This is a genomic window from Pseudomonas sp. R2-37-08W (assembly GCF_003851705.1).
Lineage (GTDB): Bacteria > Pseudomonadota > Gammaproteobacteria > Pseudomonadales > Pseudomonadaceae > Aquipseudomonas.
Map to the genome: position 1 here is coordinate 4476818 of NZ_CP027728.1, position 21519 is coordinate 4498336.

Annotated in this window: 21 protein-coding genes and 1 pseudogene; 13 read left to right on the plus strand and 9 right to left on the minus strand. The window is 61.5% G+C overall.

Annotated features, from left to right (window positions below):
• The first annotated feature begins 94 nt into the window (after window positions 1–94).
• Window positions 95–1291, plus strand: a complete 1197-nt coding sequence (locus tag C4J93_RS20650) for an MFS transporter (protein ID WP_124430350.1) — start codon at window positions 95–97, stop codon at window positions 1289–1291.
• Here C4J93_RS20650 and arfB read toward each other — a convergent pair.
• Together arfB and C4J93_RS20660 are read right to left on the minus strand one after the other, a co-directional pair.
• Window positions 1288–1701, minus strand: coding sequence for an alternative ribosome rescue aminoacyl-tRNA hydrolase ArfB (arfB, locus tag C4J93_RS20655; RefSeq protein ID WP_016975416.1), 414 nt, complete (start codon window positions 1699–1701; stop codon window positions 1288–1290). The two genes, C4J93_RS20650 and arfB, sit on opposite strands and share 4 nt — an antisense overlap.
• A 102-nt stretch (window positions 1702–1803) precedes the next feature.
• Complete coding sequence (locus C4J93_RS20660) at window positions 1804–3225, minus strand: amino acid permease (protein WP_124430351.1); 1422 nt, start codon at window positions 3223–3225, stop codon at window positions 1804–1806.
• A 646-nt stretch (window positions 3226–3871) separates the two neighbouring features.
• Here C4J93_RS20660 and C4J93_RS27185 point away from each other — a divergent pair.
• Complete coding sequence (locus tag C4J93_RS27185; RefSeq protein ID WP_003237751.1) at window positions 3872–4009, plus strand: hypothetical protein; 138 nt, start codon at window positions 3872–3874, stop codon at window positions 4007–4009.
• Between the two features lie 73 nt (window positions 4010–4082).
• Window positions 4083–5042 (plus strand): leucyl aminopeptidase, encoded by a 960-nt coding sequence (locus C4J93_RS20665; RefSeq protein ID WP_124430352.1) that lies wholly within the window; start codon window positions 4083–4085, stop codon window positions 5040–5042.
• A gap of 196 nt (window positions 5043–5238) precedes the next feature.
• Here the strand turns inward: C4J93_RS20665 and rluB are convergent, their stop codons facing one another.
• The 6 genes from rluB to C4J93_RS20695 all read right to left on the minus strand — a co-directional run bounded on the left by rluB (window position 5239) and on the right by C4J93_RS20695 (window position 10158).
• Window positions 5239–6450: a 23S rRNA pseudouridine(2605) synthase RluB gene (gene rluB / locus C4J93_RS20670; protein WP_124368135.1), complete on the minus strand. Its 1212-nt coding sequence runs from the start codon at window positions 6448–6450 to the stop codon at window positions 5239–5241.
• A gap of 144 nt (window positions 6451–6594) precedes the next feature.
• Entirely contained in the window at window positions 6595–6786 is a 192-nt protein-coding gene (locus C4J93_RS20675; protein WP_057723807.1) for a DUF1289 domain-containing protein, read from the minus strand.
• Window positions 6787–6905: 119 nt separating this feature from the next.
• A complete protein-coding gene (scpB, locus tag C4J93_RS20680; RefSeq protein ID WP_124430353.1) occupies window positions 6906–7820 on the minus strand; it encodes an SMC-Scp complex subunit ScpB in 915 nt (304 codons plus the stop codon).
• Between the two features lie 12 nt (window positions 7821–7832).
• Window positions 7833–8531, minus strand: a complete 699-nt coding sequence (locus tag C4J93_RS20685; protein ID WP_177412781.1) for a ScpA family protein — start codon at window positions 8529–8531, stop codon at window positions 7833–7835.
• Window positions 8532–8651: 120 nt separating this feature from the next.
• On the minus strand, window positions 8652–9281 hold the full coding sequence (locus C4J93_RS20690) for an L-threonylcarbamoyladenylate synthase (protein WP_124364147.1): 630 nt from the start codon (window positions 9279–9281) through the stop codon (window positions 8652–8654).
• A gap of 13 nt (window positions 9282–9294) precedes the next feature.
• Window positions 9295–10158, minus strand: a complete 864-nt coding sequence (locus C4J93_RS20695; protein ID WP_124371672.1) for a PHP domain-containing protein — start codon at window positions 10156–10158, stop codon at window positions 9295–9297.
• Window positions 10159–10245: 87 nt separating this feature from the next.
• Here C4J93_RS20695 and C4J93_RS20700 point away from each other — a divergent pair, with 87 nt between their 5' ends.
• The 7 genes from C4J93_RS20700 to C4J93_RS20730 all read left to right on the plus strand — a co-directional run bounded on the left by C4J93_RS20700 (window position 10246) and on the right by C4J93_RS20730 (window position 15711).
• Complete coding sequence (locus C4J93_RS20700) at window positions 10246–10842, plus strand: septation protein A (protein ID WP_124405113.1); 597 nt, start codon at window positions 10246–10248, stop codon at window positions 10840–10842.
• A gap of 1 nt (window position 10843) precedes the next feature.
• The gene (locus tag C4J93_RS20705; RefSeq protein WP_124364150.1) at window positions 10844–11143 is read left to right on the plus strand and encodes a YciI family protein; all 300 of its coding nucleotides are present in this window, start codon (window positions 10844–10846) and stop codon (window positions 11141–11143) included.
• A 106-nt stretch (window positions 11144–11249) separates the two neighbouring features.
• Window positions 11250–11657, plus strand: a complete 408-nt coding sequence (locus tag C4J93_RS20710; RefSeq protein WP_124368139.1) for a translation initiation factor 2 — start codon at window positions 11250–11252, stop codon at window positions 11655–11657.
• Between the two features lie 7 nt (window positions 11658–11664).
• The gene (locus C4J93_RS20715) at window positions 11665–12342 is read left to right on the plus strand and encodes a response regulator transcription factor (protein WP_124405115.1); all 678 of its coding nucleotides are present in this window, start codon (window positions 11665–11667) and stop codon (window positions 12340–12342) included.
• Between the two features lie 106 nt (window positions 12343–12448).
• Window positions 12449–12910, plus strand: a complete 462-nt coding sequence (locus tag C4J93_RS20720; protein WP_124371674.1) for an LTXXQ domain protein — start codon at window positions 12449–12451, stop codon at window positions 12908–12910.
• 67 nt (window positions 12911–12977) lie between these two features.
• Window positions 12978–14321 carry a HAMP domain-containing sensor histidine kinase gene (locus C4J93_RS20725; protein ID WP_124415457.1) on the plus strand — a complete coding sequence of 448 codons (1344 nt, stop codon included), beginning with the start codon at window positions 12978–12980 and terminating at the stop codon, window positions 14319–14321.
• 40 nt (window positions 14322–14361) lie between these two features.
• Window positions 14362–15711 (plus strand): CoA transferase, encoded by a 1350-nt coding sequence (locus C4J93_RS20730; protein WP_124430354.1) that lies wholly within the window; start codon window positions 14362–14364, stop codon window positions 15709–15711.
• Between the two features lie 105 nt (window positions 15712–15816).
• Here the strand turns inward: C4J93_RS20730 and arcD (C4J93_RS20735) are convergent.
• A pseudogene (arcD, locus tag C4J93_RS20735) lies at window positions 15817–17243 on the minus strand (arginine-ornithine antiporter).
• Window positions 17244–17644: 401 nt separating this feature from the next.
• Here arcD (C4J93_RS20735) and arcD (C4J93_RS20740) point away from each other — a divergent pair.
• Genes arcD (C4J93_RS20740) through C4J93_RS20750 form a run of 3 tightly spaced genes read left to right on the plus strand, consistent with a single transcriptional unit; the run spans window position 17645 to window position 21377 of the window.
• Window positions 17645–19072, plus strand: coding sequence for an arginine-ornithine antiporter (gene arcD, locus C4J93_RS20740; RefSeq protein WP_124408018.1), 1428 nt, complete (start codon window positions 17645–17647; stop codon window positions 19070–19072).
• Window positions 19073–19097: 25 nt separating this feature from the next.
• Window positions 19098–20354: an arginine deiminase gene (gene arcA, locus C4J93_RS20745; RefSeq protein ID WP_124430355.1), complete on the plus strand. Its 1257-nt coding sequence runs from the start codon at window positions 19098–19100 to the stop codon at window positions 20352–20354.
• A 12-nt stretch (window positions 20355–20366) separates the two neighbouring features.
• A complete protein-coding gene (locus tag C4J93_RS20750; RefSeq protein WP_124371680.1) occupies window positions 20367–21377 on the plus strand; it encodes an ornithine carbamoyltransferase in 1011 nt (336 codons plus the stop codon).
• Window positions 21378–21519 lie beyond the last annotated feature (142 nt).

Here is a 21519-nt window from a genome sequence, read left to right on the forward strand (position 1 = left end):
ATCTGAGGTTTTTGCGCTTTAGCGCCCTACGCGAGCCAAACCACCGGTATCATTAGCAGCCTATCTTTACCTGCTGCGACAGTGGACCTCTCCCATGCCAGATACCCAGCGCCCCATGGCGGTCACGCTGCAAGTCGTTTCCATCGTGCTGTTCACCTTTATCGGTTACCTGAATATCGGCATCCCCCTGGCCGTTTTGCCGGGCTATGTGCATAGCGAACTGGGCTATGGCGCGGTGATTGCCGGCCTGGTGATCAGCGTGCAGTACCTGGCCACCCTGCTGAGCCGCCCGTACGCGGGCAAAATCATCGACAACCTGGGCAGCAAGCGCGCGGTGCTGATCGGCCTGGCGGGGTGTGGCTTGAGCGGTGTGTTCATGCTGCTCGCGGCGTGGTGTTCAAGCCTGCCGGCCTTGAGCCTCGCCAGCCTGCTGATCGGTCGCCTGGTGTTGGGCAGTGCTGAAAGCCTGGTGGGCTCGGGCGCCATCGGGTGGGGCATCGGCCGGGTCGGTGCGGCGAACACCGCCAAGGTCATCTCCTGGAATGGCATCGCCAGTTATGGCGCCTTGGCGGTCGGTGCGCCGTTGGGCGTATTACTGGTAAGAAATTTCGGACTGTGGAGCATGGGCGTGAGCATCCTCCTGCTGGCGGCTGTCGGCCTGTTGCTGGCCTGGAACAAGGTTGCCGCGCCCATCGTGACCGGCGTGCGCCTGCCGTTCATGAACGTGCTGGGCCGCGTATTGCCGCACGGCTGCGCGCTGGCGTTGGGCTCCATCGGCTTTGGCACCATCGCAACCTTTATCACCTTGTATTACACCACCCAGCATTGGGATAACGCGGTGTGGGCCTTGAGCTTGTTTGGCGCCAGCTTTATCGGTGCGCGCCTGCTGTTCGGCAACCTGATCAACCGTATCGGCGGGTTTCGCGTGGCGATTGCCTGCCTGTCGGTGGAGATCCTTGGGCTGTTATTGCTGTGGCTGGCGCCGGACGCCAACCTGGCCCTGGCGGGCGCGGCGTTGAGCGGGTTTGGCTTTTCCCTGGTATTTCCGGCGCTGGGGGTGGAAGCGGTCAACCTGGTGCCCGCCTCAAGTCGCGGTTCGGCGGTGGGGGCTTATTCGTTGTTCATCGACTTATCGCTGGGTATCACCGGACCATTGGCCGGGGCTGTGGCGGCAGGCTTCGGCTTTGCGTCGATCTTCCTGTTCGCCGCCCTCGCCGCCCTGGGTGGCTTGCTGCTGAGTGTGTACCTGTACCGCCAGGCGCCCAAGGCCCGCGAAGCACGCGAGGCCTAGAAGTCGACCTTGCCGCGCCCGGCCTTGATGCTGCCGCGCTTGGTCTTGGATTCGAGGCGACGCTTTTTCGAGCCCAGGGTCGGCTTGGTCGGGCGACGTTTCTTCTCGACCTTGGTGGCGCTGAGGATCAACTCCACCAGGCGCTCCAGCGCATCGGCGCGGTTCTGTTCCTGGGTGCGATATTGCTGGGCCTTGAGCACCAGCACGCCTTCACTGGTGATACGGCTGTCGCGTAATGCCAACAGCCGCTCCTTGTAAAACTCTGGCAGCGACGAGGCCGGAATATCAAAACGCAGGTGCACCGCGCTGGAAACCTTGTTGACGTTCTGCCCCCCGGCGCCCTGGGCGCGAATGGCGGTCAGCTCGATTTCGGCGTCGGGCAGGTGCACGTTGTTGGAAATTACCAGCATTGGAACAGGTCCGTGATTCAGGCTGACCAGCATACGCCACGCGTCCCGCCAGTCCAAAAAAACCCGGCGATACGCCGGGTTCTTTATTCAGGGTTAACGAGGTTACTCAAGCACCGTCTGTGGCGTGACCAGGACGGTTTGTGCCTTACGCTTGTTTTTCAACCAATAGCACAGAGCCATAAACGCCACCCACACCGGAATCGCATACACCGACACCTGGATACCCGGAATCATCAGCATGATCACCAGGATAAACACCACGAACGCCAGGCAGACGCAGTTGCCATATGGGTACCACAGCGCCTTGAACAGCGGCACCTGGCCGGTGCGGTCCATGTGCTGACGGAATTTGAAGTGGGAGAAGCTGATCATCGCCCAGTTGATCACCAACGTGGCCACTACCAGCGACATCAGCAACTCCAGCGCGTGTTGCGGGATGAAGTAGTTCATCAACACCGCTACCAGCGTAACGGCCGCCGACGCCAGGATCGAACGCACCGGCACCCCACGCTTGTCGATCTTGGCCAGCGCTTTCGGCGCGTCACCCTGCTCGGCCATGCCCAACAGCATGCGGCTGTTGCAGTAGGTGCCGCTGTTGTAAACCGACAGCGCCGCCGTCAATACCACGAAGTTGAGAATATGCGCGGCGGTGTTGCTGCCCAGCATCGAGAACACTTGCACGAAAGGGCTGCCGCTGTAGGCATCGCCCGACGCATTAAGGGTGGCCAGCAGGCTGTCCCACGGCGTCAGCGACAACAGCACCACCAACGCGCCGATGTAGAAAATCAGGATGCGGTAGATCACCTGATTGATCGCCTTGGGGATCACGGTGCGTGGCTGGTCCGCTTCGGCGGCGGTAAACCCGAGCATTTCCAGGCCACCGAAGGAAAACATGATGATCGCCATGGCCATCACCAATCCGCCCACGCCATGGGGGAAGAAGCCGCCGTGGTCCCACAGGTTGCTCACCGAAGCTTGCGGACCACCGCTGCCGCTGACCAGCAGGTAGCTGCCCAGGGCAATCATGCCGACGATGGCCACTACCTTAATGATCGCGAACCAGAACTCGGCTTCACCGAAGACTTTGACGTTGGCCAGGTTGATCAGGTTGATCAGCACGAAGAACGCCGCCGCCGAGACCCAGGTCGGAATCTCCGGCCACCAGTAGTGCACGTATTTGCCGACTGCGGTCAGCTCCGACATCCCCACCAGGATGTACAGGATCCAGCAGTTCCAGCCCGACAGGAAGCCGGCGAAACCGCCCCAATACTTGTGGGCAAAATGGCTGAAGGAACCGGCGACCGGCTCTTCGACGATCATTTCGCCGAGCTGGCGCATGATCATGAAGGCGATAAAGCCGCAGATGGCATAGCCCAGGATCATCGATGGGCCGGCAGACTTGAGTACCCCGGCCGAGCCGAGGAACAGGCCGGTGCCGATGGCGCCACCGAGGGCGATCAACTGGATATGCCGATTTTTCAGGCCGCGTTTCAGCTCGCCTGAAGAGGAATGGGGTCCACTCATGAAAAAGGTCTCACGCAAGGTTTGAAGAGGTTGAATGCAGGTTGCTGCCTTGAATTACCGACTCAAGCAGCGCCGCTCAAACCCCAGCGCAGGCACCAGGAGTACAGCGTCTTTCTAGCGGTCATGCGTCACCTGTTTGTTTTTATCTGTGACGAAATCGAACCCGTCTGGCTCGTGGCCGGACGGAGTGATCAGGGCGGATACACCCTGGGTCTTGGCCTTTGCGTGGATACGCAAGAGGGGGTCACAGTAAAACGCGGCGCATTGTACACCGCTCGACAGCTTCGGCACGCACCACGAACGTGCACCCGACAATCTGTCAGGTATTCCTTACAGGGGATTTCCACCCAAAGCGGGCAGGCCGACAACGTAAACTTAACGTTACGCATCGGAAAATTGGCTTTACGGTCAGGCTCAAATGACGATTTACGGAAAATTGTCAGTCAGACTCATCTGAAGAATCGGTTCAGCCAATCCGCTGTTTTACCTGGATAAAAAATAACGTCAAAAAAACCGAAGAAAAAATCCAAATGAAACCGTGTCAATAAATATTTTGCATTTTGAAACACTCTCTCCTAGGTTCTCTTCACTTGCCTGCGAGCCGCTGGCAAGCCGTTCTCAAACAACGTCCTCTAGGAGATACACCATGCAAGCACTGGAAAAAGACCTGGAAACTGAACTGCAACTTGACGATTGGTTTGAAGCGCCGACCCATGAGGCCGCCGTTGAAATGATGCAAGCTGATGCCGTTGTGCCATTTGGCACCGCGATGTGGCCTTTCTAATACCCGGCAAGCATCCGGCAGGTGTCGTGCACGGCACCTGCCCCCTTACCCAAGGCACAGAAGGACACTCGTCATGGACAAGGCCCGCGCTGTCGAACATTTTCTCTACTATCTCGCTCACCACCCGGCCCTTCAGGGCCTGAGCCGCCCTACCGTGCTGCTGGGCCATACCGAACGCTACGACGCCATCGCCCAGGCAATCACCCAGGGCAGCGCCGCCCGTTTCAATTTCCAGGTGCAGCGCCTGGACCTGAGCGCCAGCGAATCCCTGGCCCAGGCCATCGACGCCTGCGACCTGTACCTGTTTCTCTACGATTCCTCGACCCTGCCCAACCCGCGTGCCGAAGGCCCGGATTTTATCCGCGCGTTGCACGGCGTCATGGCCGAACATTGGAAAAAGTCGCTGCTGTTCAAGGACTACGGCGACTATTTCTACGACACCTTCAGCGTCGAACCGCAACGCATCGCCGACCTCAACGCCACGTTGATCCGGCGCATGTCCGAGGCCAGCGTGCTGAGCTTCACCGACAAGCACGGCTCACGCCTTGAAGCACCGATGAGCAGCATCAAGAAGTGGACCAATATCAACGGCGTCGGCAACCACGACCTGGCCCCTGGCGAGATCGCCACCCACAGCGAAGCCATCAACGGGCAAGTGCGGTTTGTCGGCACCTTTCTCAGCACCATCCCCTTTGCGCGCAAATACGGCGTGCTGGAGTCACCCCTGGAACTGTGGATCGAGAACTCCACCATCTGCGGCGTGGCCAGCGACGTGCCGGGGCTGGCGGATGACTTCAACAAGTACTTGAATGCCAACCCGTCCAACCGCCGTGTGGAGGAATTGGGGATTGGCACCAATGAAGGCGTGAAGGATTTGTATGCGCGCAACGCAGGCTTTGAAGAGCGCCATTGCGGCTTGCACCTGGGGTTGGGTGGCGGGCAGAAAGGCAGCCATCACCTGGACTTGATCTTTGCCAGCGGGGTGTTGGCGCTGGATGACAAGCCGGTGTTTGATGGGACGTTTGCCTTTTGAGCAAAGGACTCGAAAACACTGGAGACCCAAATGTGGGAGGGGGCTTGCTCCCGATTGCAGTGTGTCAGCCTCAGTATCTGTCACTGATTCACCGCTATCGGGAGCAAGCCCCCTCCCACAATTGAGCGCATTTCAAATTTGAATCAAAAAAACGCCAACCCGAAGGTTGGCGTTTTTTTGTGCAGCGCTTAAAACATCACTGCGGCTTCTTGCGACCAAACCCAGGACGCTGACCGGAACCGGCCGGCGCGCCACGGCGCTTGCCCGACGGCTCGTCCGCTACCAGTTTCGGGCCAGGGCGCTTGTTAGCCGCAGGCTTGGCTGGACGCTTGGTGCTGGCGTTGTCAGCGGGACGCTCCGCTTCACCACGGTTGCTGCGGCCACCGGTCGGCGCTGGGCGCGGCGTACGTGGCGCGCGGTCACCTTCCTGACGCGATGGCGCGGTTGGACGACGCTCACCTTCGATCTGCGGCTCACGCGAGATGCGACCACCAGTGGCCGGGGCGTTCAACGCCGGGCGCACGGTGCGCGCAACACGTTCGGTACGGGCCACCGGGCGCGACGACTTACGCTGCATACGCTCAAGCTTGTCTTTGCTCTTGGCGTTCATCTGCGGCATGGCCACCGGCGTCAGGCCAACTTCGGCACTGAGAATGTCGACTTCGTACTGGCTCATTTCGCGCCAGCGGCCCATCGGCAGGTCGGAGTTCAGGAACACCGGGCCGAAACGCACGCGCTTCAGGCGGCTGACCACCAGGCCCTGGGATTCCCACAGGCGACGCACTTCGCGGTTACGGCCTTCCATTACCACGCAGTGGTACCAGTGGTTGAACCCTTCGCCACCCGGCGCCTGCTTGATGTCGGTGAACTTGGCCGGGCCGTCTTCAAGGACCACACCGGCTTTCAAGCGCTCGATCATCTCGTCATCGACTTCACCGCGTACACGCACGGCGTATTCACGGTCCATCTCGTAGGACGGGTGCATCAGGCGGTTGGCCAACTCACCGTCGGTGGTGAACATCAGCAGGCCCGTGGTGTTGATGTCGAGGCGACCGATGTTGATCCAGCGGCCCTCTTTGGGCTTGGGCATCTTGTCGAACACGGTCGGACGGCCTTCCGGGTCGTCACGGGTGCAGATCTCGCCATCGGGCTTGTTGTACATGATCACGCGGCGTACCGATTCGGCCGCCTCTTCACGCTTGATGACCTTGCCATCGATGGTGATTGCGTCGTGCAGGTCGACGCGCTGGCCAAGGGTAGCCTCGACGCCGTTGACCTTGATGCGCTTCTGGGTGATCCAGGCTTCGACGTCGCGGCGCGAGCCCACGCCGATACGCGCCAGCACCTTTTGCAGTTTTTCGCCTGCTGGGCCGATTTCCTGGCTGTCGTTCTGGTCTTTGTCGTTCATCTTAAGCACCTCCCGGTGGGTCGATTCAGGCGTGGCCTGAAGAGTGTTGAAAGCGGGGCTTTGGCCGAATAGCTCGGCAAAGGGTCGCGAATCATACGCGCATGCCGCGCGTTGCGCATCAGAGACTAGCCGATCCAGGCACAATCATTTGCTTTTCCGCCGACCGGTGGCGCCCAGGGCCAGCAGGCGCAGCTCGGCTTCGGCCAGCACCGTGCGCTTGTCGACTTTGTCGAGTTTCTTCCAGGCACGGATTTCGCGCTTGCTGCGGCCACAGCCGACGCAGATGTCGTCGTTAAACTTGCAGATGCTGATGCAGGGGTCTTTGGTGGAAGTCATCGCTAAGGCTCTCGTTCCCACGCTTCGCGTGGTAATGCATCCCGTGACGCTCCGCGTCACAGCGGACGCGGAGCGTCCAAGGCGACATTCCCACGCGGAGCGCGGGAACGATCATTGCGTCAGTCTTCGAATTGGCGGCGTTCGTTTTCGATGGCTTCAGCCAGCGCTCGAGCTTCATCTTCCTCATCGCCCAAAGGCGGCTGTTCGAGGGCGGCGACGGCGGCCAGCAGTTTTTCCCGGGCATCGGCAACACCGAGGATGTCTGCTTCGACGTCAGGCTCGGGCTCAACGTTCACCTGGGTTTCAGGCTCGACGGCGCCATCGCGCAGCACATCATCAAAATCGGTCTTGATGCCCTGCTCCATGTCGTCCAGTTCCAACAGCAACGTATGGAAACTGGTTTCGTCTTTCGGCTCTTCCGGCTCGGCGCTGGCGTCGGCCAGTTCCTGCAAGCTGGCCGGTACCGGCGCGTCGTCGAAGTCGAGTACCGGTTCGGCTTCCATCTCGCGCAGTTCGGCCAGCGGTGGCAGGTCGTCGAGGTTCTTCAGGTTGAAGTGGTCGAGGAACACCTTGGTGGTGGCGAACATCGCCGGTTTGCCGGGCACGTCACGGTAGCCGACGATGCGGATCCACTCGCGTTCCAGCAAAGTCTTGACGATATGGCTGTTGACCGCCACGCCCCGCACATCTTCGATCTCGCCCCGAGTGATCGGCTGGCGATAGGCGATCAACGCCATGGTCTCCAGCATCGCCCGTGAATAACGCTGCGGGCGTTCTTCCCACAAGCGCCCCACCCAAGGGGAAAACTTCTCACGGATCTGCAGGCGATAACCCGACGCCACTTCACGCAATTCAAAGGCGCGACCGTCACAGGACTTGCGCAGGATCTCCAACGCCTTCTTGAACACCGGCGGTTCGGGACGTTCTCCCTCTTCAAAGAGTTCGAACAGGCGCTCCAAAGATTGCGGCTTGCCCGAGGCCAGGAGAAAAGCTTCCAGCAAGGGTGCCAGTTCGCGGGGTTCAGTCAGATTCATCGATTCAGCTCGTTATTCGGCTCGCGCCCGCACATGGATAGCCGCAAACGGCTCATTCTGGACCAGCTCGACCAAGGACTCCTTGACCAGCTCCAGGATCGCCATGAAAGTCACCACCACGCCCAGGCGCCCTTCCTCTGCGGTGAACAGCTCGACAAACGGCACAAACCCGCCGCCCTTGAGACGCTCCAGCACATCGCTCATGCGCTCGCGGGTGGACAGGGCTTCGCGGCTGACCTGGTGGCTTTCGAACATATCGCCACGGCGCAGCACCTCGGCCATGGACATCAGCAATTCTTCCAGGCTCACGTCGGGCAACAGTTTGCGCGCGCGAGCTTCCGGGGCGTCAAGCTTGGGCACCACCACATCGCGGCCTACGCGGCTCAAACCGTCGATCCCTTCGGCGGCCGCCTTGAAGCGCTCGTATTCCTGCAAGCGGCGGATCAGTTCGGCGCGCGGGTCGTCTTCTTCGGCCTCGACGGTCTCTGCGCGCGGCAGCAGCATGCGCGACTTGATCTCGGCGAGCATGGCGGCCATCACCAGGTATTCGGCGGCCAGCTCAAGGCGCACCGACTGCATCAATTCGACATAGCCCATGTACTGCCGGGTGATTTCCGCCACGGGAATATCGAGGATGTTGATGTTCTGTTTGCGGATCAGGTACAGCAGCAGGTCCAGCGGGCCTTCGAAGGCTTCAAGGAAGACTTCCAGGGCGTCCGGCGGGATGTACAGGTCCAGGGGCATTTCCAGGACCGCCTGGCCATAGACCATCGCGAAGGGCAGTTCCTGCTGGGCCCCCGCCTGGGAGTCGACGGTTTCCACGACCGACATTCAGGCCTCGACCATGAACGGCGTCGGGTCGCCGCACCCTACACGCACCACTTGCGGCTCGCCATCGGCCAGGTTGATCACGGTGGAGGCCTTGTTGCCGCCGTAGCCACCGTCGATGATCAAGTCGACATGTTTCTCCAACAGGCGGCGCATTTCGTAAGGGTCATACAGCGGCTCGGTTTCGCCAGGCAGGATCAGCGACACGCTCATCAGCGGCTCACCTAACTCAGCCAGCAGCGCCAGGGCGATCGGGTGCTCCGGCACGCGCAGGCCGATGGTGCGTTTTTTCGGGTGCAACAACAGGCGCGGCACTTCGCGGGTGGCGTTGAGAATGAAGGTGTACGGCCCTGGCGTATGCGCCTTGAGCAAGCGGAAGGTGCCGGTGTCGACCTTGGCGAACAGCCCAAGCTGGGACAAGTCGCTGCAGATCAGCGCAAAGTTGTGCTTGTCATCCAGCTGGCGCAGGCGTCTTACGCGCTCGACCGCACCCTTGTCGCCGATCTGGCAACCAATGGCGTAGGACGAATCAGTTGGATAGATCACCACGCCGCCGGCGCGAATGATTTCCACGGCCTGTTTGATCAGGCGCGCCTGGGGGTTTTCCGGATGAATCTGGAAGAATTGACTCACGAGCTCTACCTGTTCAGACGGTGGCAATAATGGGGTCATGCTTGAATCGCCCCCACAACAGCGGCAGGTCTTGCGGAACCTGGCGATACTCGCCGATCTCGGACCAGCCACCTGGGCCATGAAAATCACTGCCGGCACTGACCAGCAGACCAAATTCGCGGGCAAGGATCGCCAGGCTGCCGACCTGCTCGGCGGGTTGATGCCCGTTGACCACTTCGATCGCGTGGCCGCCCGCTCCAATATAGTCACTGATCAGCTTGCGGCGCTTGCTGCGGGTGAAATCGTAATGCCAGGGATGCGCCAGGCTGACCCAGGCCCCGGCGGCCCGCAGGGTCTGCACGGTGTCCTCCAGGGTCGGCCAATGTTGCTTCACATCGCCCAACTTGCCCGCGCCCAACCATTTACGGAAGGCTTCGGCGCGGTCCTTGACGAAACCTGCCTGCACCATCCAGTCGGCGAAGTGCGGACGGGCCGGTGCATTACCGCTGTCGCCCAACGCCTGCTGGATAGCCCGGGCGCCGTCGAGGGCGCCAGGCATGCCTTTGAGGCTGAGCTTGCGGCTTATTTCTTCGGACCGCAGCCAGCGGCCATCGTGCAATCGGGCGATGGCCGCCACCAGGGCCGGGGCGTTTTGCTCGAAACCGTAGCCGAGCACATGAATGGTGGCGCCGCCCCAGGTGCAGGACAATTCCACGCCGTTGACCAGCTGCATGCCCAAGGCCTGGGCCGCCGCGCGGGCCTCATCAAGGCCTTCGAGGGTGTCGTGGTCGGTCAACGCGAGGACTCGCACGCCTTTTTCAAACGCACGCGCAACCAGTACCGCAGGCGCCAGGGCGCCGTCGGAGGCCGTGCTGTGGCAGTGCAAATCAACATTCACGGGAGTGTGTAACCTCAAGTCAGCTGGCGCTATCGCAACCAAGGATGTTTGTTATTATGCCGCCACATCCAGCTTCTGGCTCTTACTGTGAAACAATTCATCGACTTCATCCCGCTGTTGCTGTTTTTCATCGTTACCAAACTCGACCCCAGGGTCATCGACATCGCCGGTCACCAACTCTCGTTCGGCGGCATCTACAGCGCCACCGCCGTGCTGATCATCAGCTCCATCGTGGTGTACGGCGCCATCTTCATCTCCCAGCGCAAGCTGGAAAAAAGCCAATGGCTGACCCTCATCGCCTGCCTGGTGTTCGGCGGCCTGACCCTGGCCTTCCACAGCGAAACCTTCCTCAAATGGAAAGCCCCGGTGGTCAACTGGCTGTTCGCCCTGGTGTTCATCGGCAGCCACTTCATTGGTGATCGCCTGCTGATCAAGCGGATCATGGGCCACGCGCTGACCCTGCCGGACCCGATCTGGGTGCGCCTGAACGTGGCCTGGATCGTGTTTTTCATCTTCTGCGGTGCCGCCAACCTGTTCGTGGCCTTCACCTTTCAGGAATACTGGGTCGACTTCAAGGTGTTCGGCAGCCTGGCCATGACCCTGCTGTTCCTGGTCGGCCAAGGTATCTACCTGTCGCGTCACCTGCATGACTCTGCCGCCACCACGCCGAAAACCGAGGACTGACATGCTCTACGCCATCATTGCCACCGATGTTGCCAACTCGCTGGAAAAACGCCTGAGCGTGCGCCCGGCCCACGTCGAGCGCCTCAAGCAGCTGCAAACCGAAGGCCGCATCGTACTGGCCGGCCCGCACCCGGCCACCGACAGCAACGAGCCGGGCGAAGCGGGTTTCACCGGCAGCCTGATCGTTGCCGAGTTCGCCTCCCTGGCCGATGCCCAGGCGTGGGCCAAGGCTGATCCTTATGTGGCGGCGGGCGTCTACGCCGATGTCGTGATCAAGCCGTTCAAGCAAGTCCTGCCTTGAGCCCGGTGGCGCCGGGCCAAAACGCTTCGGCGCCATCCCAATGGCTCATCATTCCCGGCAACCTGCCGACAACGTTCTGAATATCCGTGTGGAATCAGGAGTTCCGATGCGCTTACGTCAGTTGTGTCTGTTGGCAGTGTTTACGATCGGGGCGACGGCCCACGCTGAAGAGTCCTCGAGCAGCGGCAGCTCCACGCCGCTGTCCTTGAGTGCCGGCAGCCAGATCACCGAATTGCAGCAACGCTTGAAAGAAAGCGAAGGGCTACGCGAAGCGCTGAGCAAGCAACTGCAAAGCACGCAGGCTACCCGAGAAAGCGCGCAACTGAGTCGTTTGCGCCAGGAGAACCAACGCCTGGCCCAGCAACTCAAAGAGACACAAGGCGGTGCCTTGACCCGCTGGCTGACCGAGCAGCAGCAATGGTTTGTCACCGGCGCGGGCGTCGCCCTGATCGCCTTGCTGTGCGGCATCTTTGCCAGCGGTGGGCACCGTCGTCGTCGACAATGGCTAAATTGAGTGAGTCATGAGCGAGCTGTTACTGATAGATGATGACCAGGAGCTCTGTGAGCTGCTGACCAGTTGGCTGAGCCAGGAAGGTTTCCAGGTACGCGCCTGCCACGACGGCTCCAGTGCCCGCAGGGCCTTGGCCGAAACCGCCCCGGCGGCGGTGGTGCTCGACGTGATGCTGCCCGACGGCAGCGGCCTGGAGTTGCTCAAGCAACTGCGCAACGACCACCCGGAATTGCCGGTGCTGATGCTCTCGGCCCGGGGCGAACCCCTGGACCGCATCCTCGGCCTGGAACTGGGCGCCGACGATTACCTGGCCAAGCCTTGCGATCCGCGCGAACTCACCGCTCGCCTGCGTGCCGTGCTGCGCCGCAGTCATCCGGCAGCCGTTTCGACCCAACTGGAACTAGGCGACTTGTGCTTCAGCCCGGTGCGCGGCGTGGTCAGCATCGACGCACAGGAATTTACCCTGACCGTCTCCGAAAGCCGCCTGCTCGAAGCCTTGCTGCGCCAGCCCGGCGAACCGCTGGATAAACAGGAGCTGGCGCAAATCGCCCTGGGCCGAAAGTTGACCCTGTACGATCGCAGCCTGGACATGCACGTCAGCAACCTGCGCAAGAAAATCGGCCCACACCCGGACGGCCGTCCGCGGATCGTGGCGCTGCGCAGCCGTGGTTACTATTACGCCCCTTGAGCAATCGGGCCTTACCAAACCTTTACGCTCCGCTGACGGCCGCTGACCTTGTCCTGGGTAATCTACTCACATCCGGACTCACCGGAATAGAGACAGGAGAATCCCCATGCGCAAGACCCTTATCGCTTTGATGTTCGCCGCCGCACTGCCTACCGTCGCCATGGCCGCCATGCCCGAAGGTCCAGGCCCGATGGGCGGCCCGGAAGGCCATATGATGGGTGGCCCAGGCCACGGTGAACATGGCCCGCGGGGTAAAGGTGGCCCGTTCAGCCAGTTGGATTTGAGCAAGGAACAACGCGAGCAGATCCGCAAGCTGATGGGTGACCAATGGCACGCTCGCAAAGACCTGACCCAAAAGTACCTGGCCAAACTGCCGGCAGCTGACCAGAAAGCCATGCAGGACGAGATCGCCGCCGGCAAGCAGAAAACCCAGGCCGACATCCGCGCCGTGCTCAAACCCGACCAGCAGAAGAAGTTCGACGAGATCGTCAAGCAGCAAGAGCAGCGTCGTGCCGAATGGAAAGAATTCCAGGCCTGGAAAGCGCAACAACCGCAAAAAGCGCAATAATGCCCTCGCGCTAATGCTCCCAGCCCAGTGGCCCCGCCACTGGGCTTTTCCTATTTGAGGGTTTCCCGTGCGTTCATTGTTCTGGCGCATCCTGGCGAGTTTCTGGCTGGCCATCGCCCTGGTTGCCGGATTGTCGATCCTGCTTGGGCATATGCTGAACCAGGACGCCTGGATTCTCAGCCGTCACCCCGGTCTCAACAACCTGGCGCAAGAGTGGACGCAACTCTACGAAGCCCAAGGCGAAGACGCTGCCCAGGAGTTGCTGCAGCAACGCAAGCGCCAGTATCACATTGACGTGCAAGTGCTGAACGAAGGCGGCGAACCGGTGGTACGCGGCACCTTCCCGCGCCGCGCCGCGGCCTTCGAAGCCCGGCAGAATGACAGCCAGGACGGCCACCTGCCCTGGCGGCGCCTGACCGCCGAGTACACCAGCGAAAAAACCGGCGACACCTACCTGCTGATTTACCGCATTCCGCACCCGGAACTCGATGCCTGGCACCGCAGCAGCCTGCTGTGGCCGTTCAGCGCCCTGGCCATTGCCCTGGTGGTGCTGACCCTGTTCAGCCTGTTGGTGACATTGTCCATCACCCGCCCGCTGAGCCGACTGCGCGGCGCGGTGCATGACCTGGGCCAAGCCACGTACCAGCAGAACAGCCTGGCGCAATTGGCCAACCGCCGCGATGAATTCGGCGTGCTGGCCACCGATTTCAACCGCATGGGCGCACGCCTGCAAAGCCTGATCGCCAGCCAGCGCCAACTGCTGCGCGACGTTTCCCACGAACTGCGTTCGCCCCTGGCCCGCTTGCGTATCGCCCTGGCCCTGGCCGAGCGCGCCAGCCCCGAAGAACGGGAAAAACTGTGGCCGCGCCTGACCCGCGAATGCGACCGTCTGGAAGCCCTGATCAGTGAGATCCTGGTACTGGCCCGGGTGGATGCCGACAACGCCAGCGCCGAAGAGGTCGACCTCAACCTGTTGCTCCAGACGCTGCAAAAGGACGCCCAACTCAGCGCGCCCGAGCAAGCCGTGCAACTGAGCACTGAACCCGACCTGCGCCTCAAAGGCTGGCCGACCATGATCGAACGCGCTGTGGATAACCTGCTGCGCAATGCCCAGCGTTTCAACCCGGCCGGCCAACCCATCGAGCTGCAGGCACAGCAGCGCGGCGAGCGCATTTTGATCAGCGTGCGCGACCATGGCCCCGGCGTTGAAGCCGAGCACCTGAGCCAACTGGGCGAGCCGTTCTACCGCGCCCCCGGCCAGACAGCGCAAGGTCACGGCCTGGGCCTGGCGATCGCCCGTCGCGCCGCCGAACGCCATGGCGGCAACCTGATCCTGGCCAATCATGCCGACGGCGGCTTTGTCGCCAGTATCGAGTTGCCGTTGGTGCCGGGGGTTGTCACACCGGCCTGACGATCTTCTATAGTGGCCCTTCTCTTACGGAGGGCCTTAGATGACTGACCTGCTGACCCCCATCCAAGCCGCACTCGGTCTACCGCACACCCCGCTGCCCCTGAGCGAGCCCGGCGCCCTGCCCTCGGCTTTCGCCGTGACCGACCTGGCCGCCGCCAGCATCGGCGCCGCCGGCCAGGCCGTCGCCGAACTTATTCGGCAACAGACCGCGCGCTTGCCAAGCGTCAGCGTGGACCGTCGCCTCGCCTCATTCTGGTTTGCCTCATCGATTCGCCCGCTGGATTGGCAGGTGCCCCCGCTGTGGGACCCGATAGCCGGTGACTACGCCAGCGCCGACGGCTGGATTCGCTTGCACACCAACGCGCCCCATCACCGCGCGGCGGCCGAACGGGTGCTGGGCAAGGTCACTGAGCGTGCGCAAATGGCGCGTCACGTTGCCAAACGGAACGCGGCTGAACTGGAACAGGCGATTGTCGACGCGGGCGGTTGCGCGGCGCAGATGCGTTCGTGGCACGCTTGGCAGAGCCACCCTCAAGGCTTGGCGGTGAATGCCGAGCGACTGATACAGCGTCAGGCCGGCAAAACCACCCGTGACACACCTTGGCTCGGCACAGCGGCCCGCCCGTTGGCCGGCATCAAGGTGCTGGACTTGACCCGCGTATTGGCCGGCCCCGTCGCCAGTCGTTTTCTCGCGGGTTTGGGTGCCGATGTACTGCGCATCGACTCGCCGACCTGGGACGAGCCCGGCGTGGTGCCGGAAATGACCCTGGGCAAGCGCTGCGCGCGGCTGGATCTGAAAAGCCCCGAAGGCCGCCAGGTATTCGAAGCGTTGCTCAAGGACGCCGATATGTTGCTCCACGGTTACCGCGCCGATGCGTTAGAGCAGTTGGGCTATTCGGTCGACGCCCTGCAACGCATCGCGCCGGGCCTTATCGACGTCAGCCTCAACGCCTATGGCTGGAGTGGCCCGTGGCGTAACCGTCGCGGCTTCGACAGCCTGGTGCAGATGAGCAGCGGCATTGCCGATGCGGGCATGGCCTGGAAGCACGCGGATAAACCGCTGCCGTTGCCGGTGCAGGCGCTGGATCACGCCACCGGGTACCTGATGGCCGCCAGCGCAATCCGGGCCTTGACCGAGCGCCTGGCCTGCGGCCGGGGTGGGTCGGCGCGCCTGTCGTTGGCACGCACGGCGAAATTGCTGGTAGAGGCAGGGCAAGTGCCGGAGCAACCGCCGCTGCGGGCCGAAGATACGCGTGATCAAGGCCTGGTGGTTGAGCAGACTGCCTGGGGCCAGGCCCACCGGTTGTTGGCGCCGCTGAGCATCAGCGGCGCACCACTGCAGTGGGATTTGCCCGCTGGCGAACTGGGGGCGCATCGGCCTCAGTGGTGACGGGAAGAGCGCCATCGGGGGCAAGCCCCCTCCCACATTTGACGGTATTCACAATTCAAAGTGTGGGAGGGGGCTTGCCCCCGATTAGGCCCGCACAGACTGCCCTCACAACGACAACACCCCGCTATACAGCCCATAGGCCGCCAAGCCGGCCCCTGCAACTACGCAGCCGAAAATGCCTTTTTCCACAACGGTGAACAACGGCTGGCCCTGTTCGCGCTTGGCCTGGGCGAACAGGATCACCCCGGGCGCATACAACAGCGCCGAGAGCAGCAGGTATTTCAGGCCGCCCGCATACAGCAGCCATACGGCGTAAACCAGGGCAATCAGGCCCACCAGCAAGTCCTTCATTCGCCGACGCTGGGCGCCTTCGTAGGTTTCGCCGCGCCCGCTCAACAGCACCGCATAGGCCGCCGACCACAGGTAGGGCACCAGAATCATCGACGAGGCGAGGTAAATCAGCGTGGTGTAGGTGCTGGCGGAAAACAGCGTGATCACCAGGAACGCCTGGATCATCAGGTTGGTCAGCCACAGGGCGTTGACCGGCACCTGATTGGCGTTTTCCTTCTTCAGGAATGCCGGCATGGTCTTGTCCTGGGCGGTGGCGTAGAGGATTTCCGCACACAGCAACGCCCAGGACAACAGCGCGCCCAGCAGCGACACCGCCAGGCCGAGGCTGATCAATATCGCCCCCCAGCGCCCGACGATATGCTCCAGCACCCCGGCCAGGGACGGGTTTTGCAATTGCGCCAGTTCCGGCTGGCTCATGATCCCAGGGACAGCACATTCACCAGCACCAGCAGCGCGAGTACGCCGAGAAAACCGATCACGGTGGCCCGGCCCACGTCCGCGCGCTTCTCGGCCCGCGCCGAGTAAACGCTGGCACCCTCGATGCCGATAAACACAAACACTGTGACCAGCATCATGTGGCGCACCTGGTCCGTCACACTGCCCATTTGCGGGTTGCCCAGGCCCCAGATATCGCGGCTGAAGATATCCGCCTTGAACGCCACGGCGGCAATCACGATAAACATCAGCAGCGGCACGATCTTCGCCACGGTGGTCACCAGGTTGATGAACGCCGCTTCCTTGATCCCGCGCATCACCAGAAAATGCACAGCCCATAGCAACAGCGACGCACAGCCGATGGCCAGCGGCGTATTGCCCTCGCCAAAAGCCGGAAAAAAGTAGCCGAGGGTGCTGAACAGCAGCACGAAGTAACCGACGTTGCCCATCCACGCACTGATCCAGTAACCCCAGGCCGAGGAGAACCCCATGTAGTCGCCAAACCCGGCCTTGGCGTAGGCATACACGCCAGAGTCCAGCTCGGGCTTGCGGTTGGCCAAAGTCTGGAACACGAAGGCCAGGGTCAGCATGCCGACCGCCGTGATTCCCCAGCCGATCAACACCGCGCCCGCGCCAGCGCGTGCAGCCATGTTCTGCGGCAGTGAGAAGATCCCGCCGCCAATCATCGAACCCACCACCAGGGCGATCAGGGCACTGAGCCGAAGTTTCTGTGCAGGGTGGGACATGAAGATTCCTTGAATTAAATTTTTCAGCTGACAGCTACGCACTCAACTAATTCAGTTTAATGAACATAGCCTTCATAACATAAGGGCATGTAATAACAGGAAGTTTAGGCGTATTTAGAATTTAAATAAGTGCAGCATAAACCACTCGTCAAACCTTACTCAAAAAGTTTGCACATTGGTAAATACCAACTAGCGTCATACATCCATGCACCACCAAATGATTAATCAGGAGGGAGGAAGCGCTCTGCAAAGCGCCTCTTCGGGCTTCTCATCGCCTGCGGACCTTCACCCCCAAGTCATTAATTCATAATGAAATGTGCCGATGATGTGATCTAAGTCAGCTGTTTGATTAGCCCACGGAATTATTCTGTGATCTCTCTCTCCTGCATTGGAGTCACACAATGTCTGATTCACCCGGAAAACTTAGGCTTGGCGCGTTGGTGGCGCTGGTCGTAGGCTCAATGATTGGCGGTGGCATCTTCTCCCTGCCACAAAACATGGCCGCCAGTGCCGATGTGGGCGCGGTGTTGATTGGCTGGGTGATTACCGCTGTCGGCATGCTGACCCTCGCGTTCGTGTTCCAGACCCTCGCCAACCGCAAGCCGGACCTCGACGGCGGTGTCTACGCCTACGCCAAGGCCGGTTTCGGCGACTACATGGGTTTCTCGTCCGCCTGGGGTTACTGGATCAGTGCCTGGCTGGGCAACGTCGGTTACTTCGTGCTGCTGTTCAGCACCCTCGGCTATTTTTTCCCCATCTTTGGCGAGGGCAACACTCCGGCCGCCGTGATTGGCGCCTCGCTGTTGCTGTGGGCCGTGCATTTTCTGGTGCTGCGCGGGATCAAGGAAGCGGCGTTCATCAACCTGGTGACCACCGTCGCCAAAGTGGTGCCACTGGTGCTGTTCGTATTGATCGCGCTGTTCGCGTTCAAGCTGGACATCTTCACCGCTGACATCTGGGGCGTGAAAAACCCGGACCTGGGCAGCGTGATGAACCAGGTGCGCAACATGATGCTGGTCACGGTGTGGGTGTTCATCGGTATCGAAGGCGCGAGCATCTTTTCGTCCCGGGCGGAGAAACGCTCCGATGTGGGCAAGGCCACGGTGATTGGCTTTATTACCGTGCTGCTGTTTTTGATGCTGGTGAACGTGCTGTCCCTGGGGATCATGACTCAGCCGGAACTGGCCAAGCTGCAGAACCCGTCGATGGCCGCCGTGCTGGAGCACGTGGTGGGCCACTGGGGGGCGGTGCTGATCAGTGTCGGCTTGATCATTTCGCTGCTGGGGGCACTGCTGTCGTGGGTGTTGCTGTGCGCGGAGATCATGTTCGCCGCCGCCAAGGACCACACCATGCCGGCTTTCCTGCGCAAGGAAAACGCCAACCATGTGCCGGTCAACGCCCTGTGGCTGACCAACGCAATGGTGCAAGTGTTCCTGGTGATCACGCTGTTTTCCGCCAGCACCTACCTGTCGCTGATCTACCTTGCCACCTCGATGATCCTGGTGCCGTACCTGTGGTCGGCGGCGTATGCGCTGTTGCTGGCGGTGCGCGGCGAGACTTACGAAAACGCCCTCAAAGAGCGCAAGAAAGACCTGTTCATCGGCGCCGTCGCCCTGATCTACGCGATCTGGCTGCTCTACGCCGGCGGCACCAAATACCTGTTGCTGTCCGCCCTGCTCTACGCCCCCGGCGCGATCCTGTTCGCCAAGGCCAAGCGTGAACTGGGCAAACCGATATTCACCAACGTCGAGAAGCTGATTTTCGCCGCAGTGATCGTTGGCGCCCTGGTGGCTGCCTATGGCCTCTACGACGGCTTCCTGACGCTGTAATTGCATGTCCACTGGAGGATCTGAAATGACCACGGAAAAAGTGAAGTACGGCGTTCATTCCGAAGCCGGCAAACTGCGCAAAGTCATGGTGTGCTCCCCAGGCTTGGCCCACCAGCGGCTGACCCCCAACAACTGCGACGAACTGCTGTTCGATGACGTGCTGTGGGTCGCCCAGGCCAAGCGCGACCATTTCGACTTCGTGACCAAGATGCGCGAGCGGGACATTGATGTGCTGGAAATGCACAACCTGCTGACCGACATTGTCGCTATCCCCGAAGCGCTGGATTGGATTCTGCAGCGCAAGATCACCGCCAATACCGTCGGCCTGGGCCTGGTTGACGAAGTCGGTTCCTGGCTGCGCAGCCTGGAGCCGCGCAAGATTACCGAGTTCCTGATCGGCGGCGTGTCGGCCGATGACTTGCCGAGCAGCTTCGGCGGCCGGACCATCGAGATCTTTCGCGACTTCCTCGGCCACGCCAGTTTCATCCTGCCGCCGTTGCCCAATACCCAGTTCACCCGCGACACCACCTGCTGGATCTACGGCGGCGTGACGCTCAACCCGATGTACTGGCCGGCGCGACGCCAGGAAACCCTGCTGACCAGCGCCATCTATAAATTCCACCCCGAATTCACCAACGCCGACTTCCAGATCTGGTACGGCGACCCCGACCAGGAGCACGGCGCCGCCACGCTGGAAGGCGGCGACGTGATGCCGATCGGCAACGGCGTGGTCCTGATCGGCATGGGCGAGCGCTCGTCGCACCAGGCCATCGGCCAACTGGCGCGCAACCTGTTCAAGAACAACGCCGTGGAACGCGTGATCGTGGCCGGCCTGCCCAAGTCCCGCGCGGCGATGCACCTGGACACGGTGTTCAGTTTCTGCGACCGCGACTTGGTCACCATCTTCCCTGAAGTGGTCAACCAGATCGTGCCCTTCACCCTGCGCCCTGACGACAGCAAACCCCACGGTATCGATATCCAACGGGAGACCACCAACTTCCTCGACACCGTCGCCGCAGCGCTCAACCTCAAGGCGCTGCGCGTGGTCGAGACCGGCGGCAACAGCTTCGCCGCCGAGCGCGAGCAATGGGATGACGGCAACAACGTGGTGGCCGTGGAGCCGGGCGTGGTGATCGGCTACGACCGCAACACCTACACCAACACCCTGCTGCGCAAGGCCGGGGTGGAAGTCATCACCATCAGCGCCGGTGAACTCGGCCGAGGCCGTGGCGGCGGCCACTGCATGACCTGCCCGATCATCCGCGACCCTATCGACTATTAAGGAGACTCCATCATGGCTTTCAATATGCGCAACCGCAGCCTGCTGTCGCTGATGCACCACACCACCCGCGAGCTGCATTACCTGCTGGACCTGTCCCGCGACCTCAAGCGCGCCAAATACACCGGCACCGAGCGTCCGCACCTCAAAGGCAAGAACATTGCGCTGATCTTCGAAAAGACCTCGACCCGCACCCGCTGCGCGTTCGAAGTGGCGGCCCACGACCAGGGCGCGCACGTCACCTACATCGACCCGGTGTCGTCGCAGATCGGCCACAAGGAAAGCATGAAAGACACCGCCCGCGTGCTTGGGCGCATGTTCGACGCCATCGAGTACCGGGGCTTTGAGCAGGAAATCGTCGAAGAGCTGGCCAAGTTCGCCGGCGTGCCGGTGTTCAACGGCCTCACCGCCGAATTTCACCCCACGCAAATGATCGCCGACACCCTGACCATGCGCGAACACAGCGACAAGCCGCTGCATGACATCAGCTACGCCTACCTGGGCGATGCGCGCTACAACATGGGCAACTCGCTGCTGATGATCGGCGCCAAGCTCGGCATGGACGTGCGCATCGGCGCGCCGAAAGCCCTGTGGCCCCACGACGATTTCATCAAGCAGTGCCAGGCTTTTGCCGAAGAAAGCGGCGCACGCATCACCATCACCGAAGACCCAGCCGAGGCGGTCAAGGGCGTGGACTTCATCCACACCGATATCTGGGTGTCCATGGGCGAACCGGTAGAAGCGTGGGACGAGCGCATCGAGCAACTGCTGCCGTACCAGGTCAACAGCAAGATGATGAAAGCCTCGGGCAACCCGCGCGTGAAGTTCATGCACTGCCTGCCGGCGTTCCACAATAGCGAAACCAAGGTCGGCAAAGACATCGCCGCGCGCTACCCGCACCTGGCCGGTGGCGTGGAAGTCACCGAGGAAGTCTTTGAATCGCCGGCCAACATTGCCTTCGAGCAGGCGGAGAACCGCATGCATACCATCAAGGCGATCCTGGTGTCGGCGTTGGCGGATATCTAACTTTTTACGGCTGGAACACAGTCAATGTGGGAGGGGGCTTGCTCCCGATAGCGGTGGCTCAGTTACAGATCAGTTGACTGACACACTGCCATCGGGAGCAAGCCCCCTCCCACATTGGGCCGGTGTTCACACATCCAGAGGA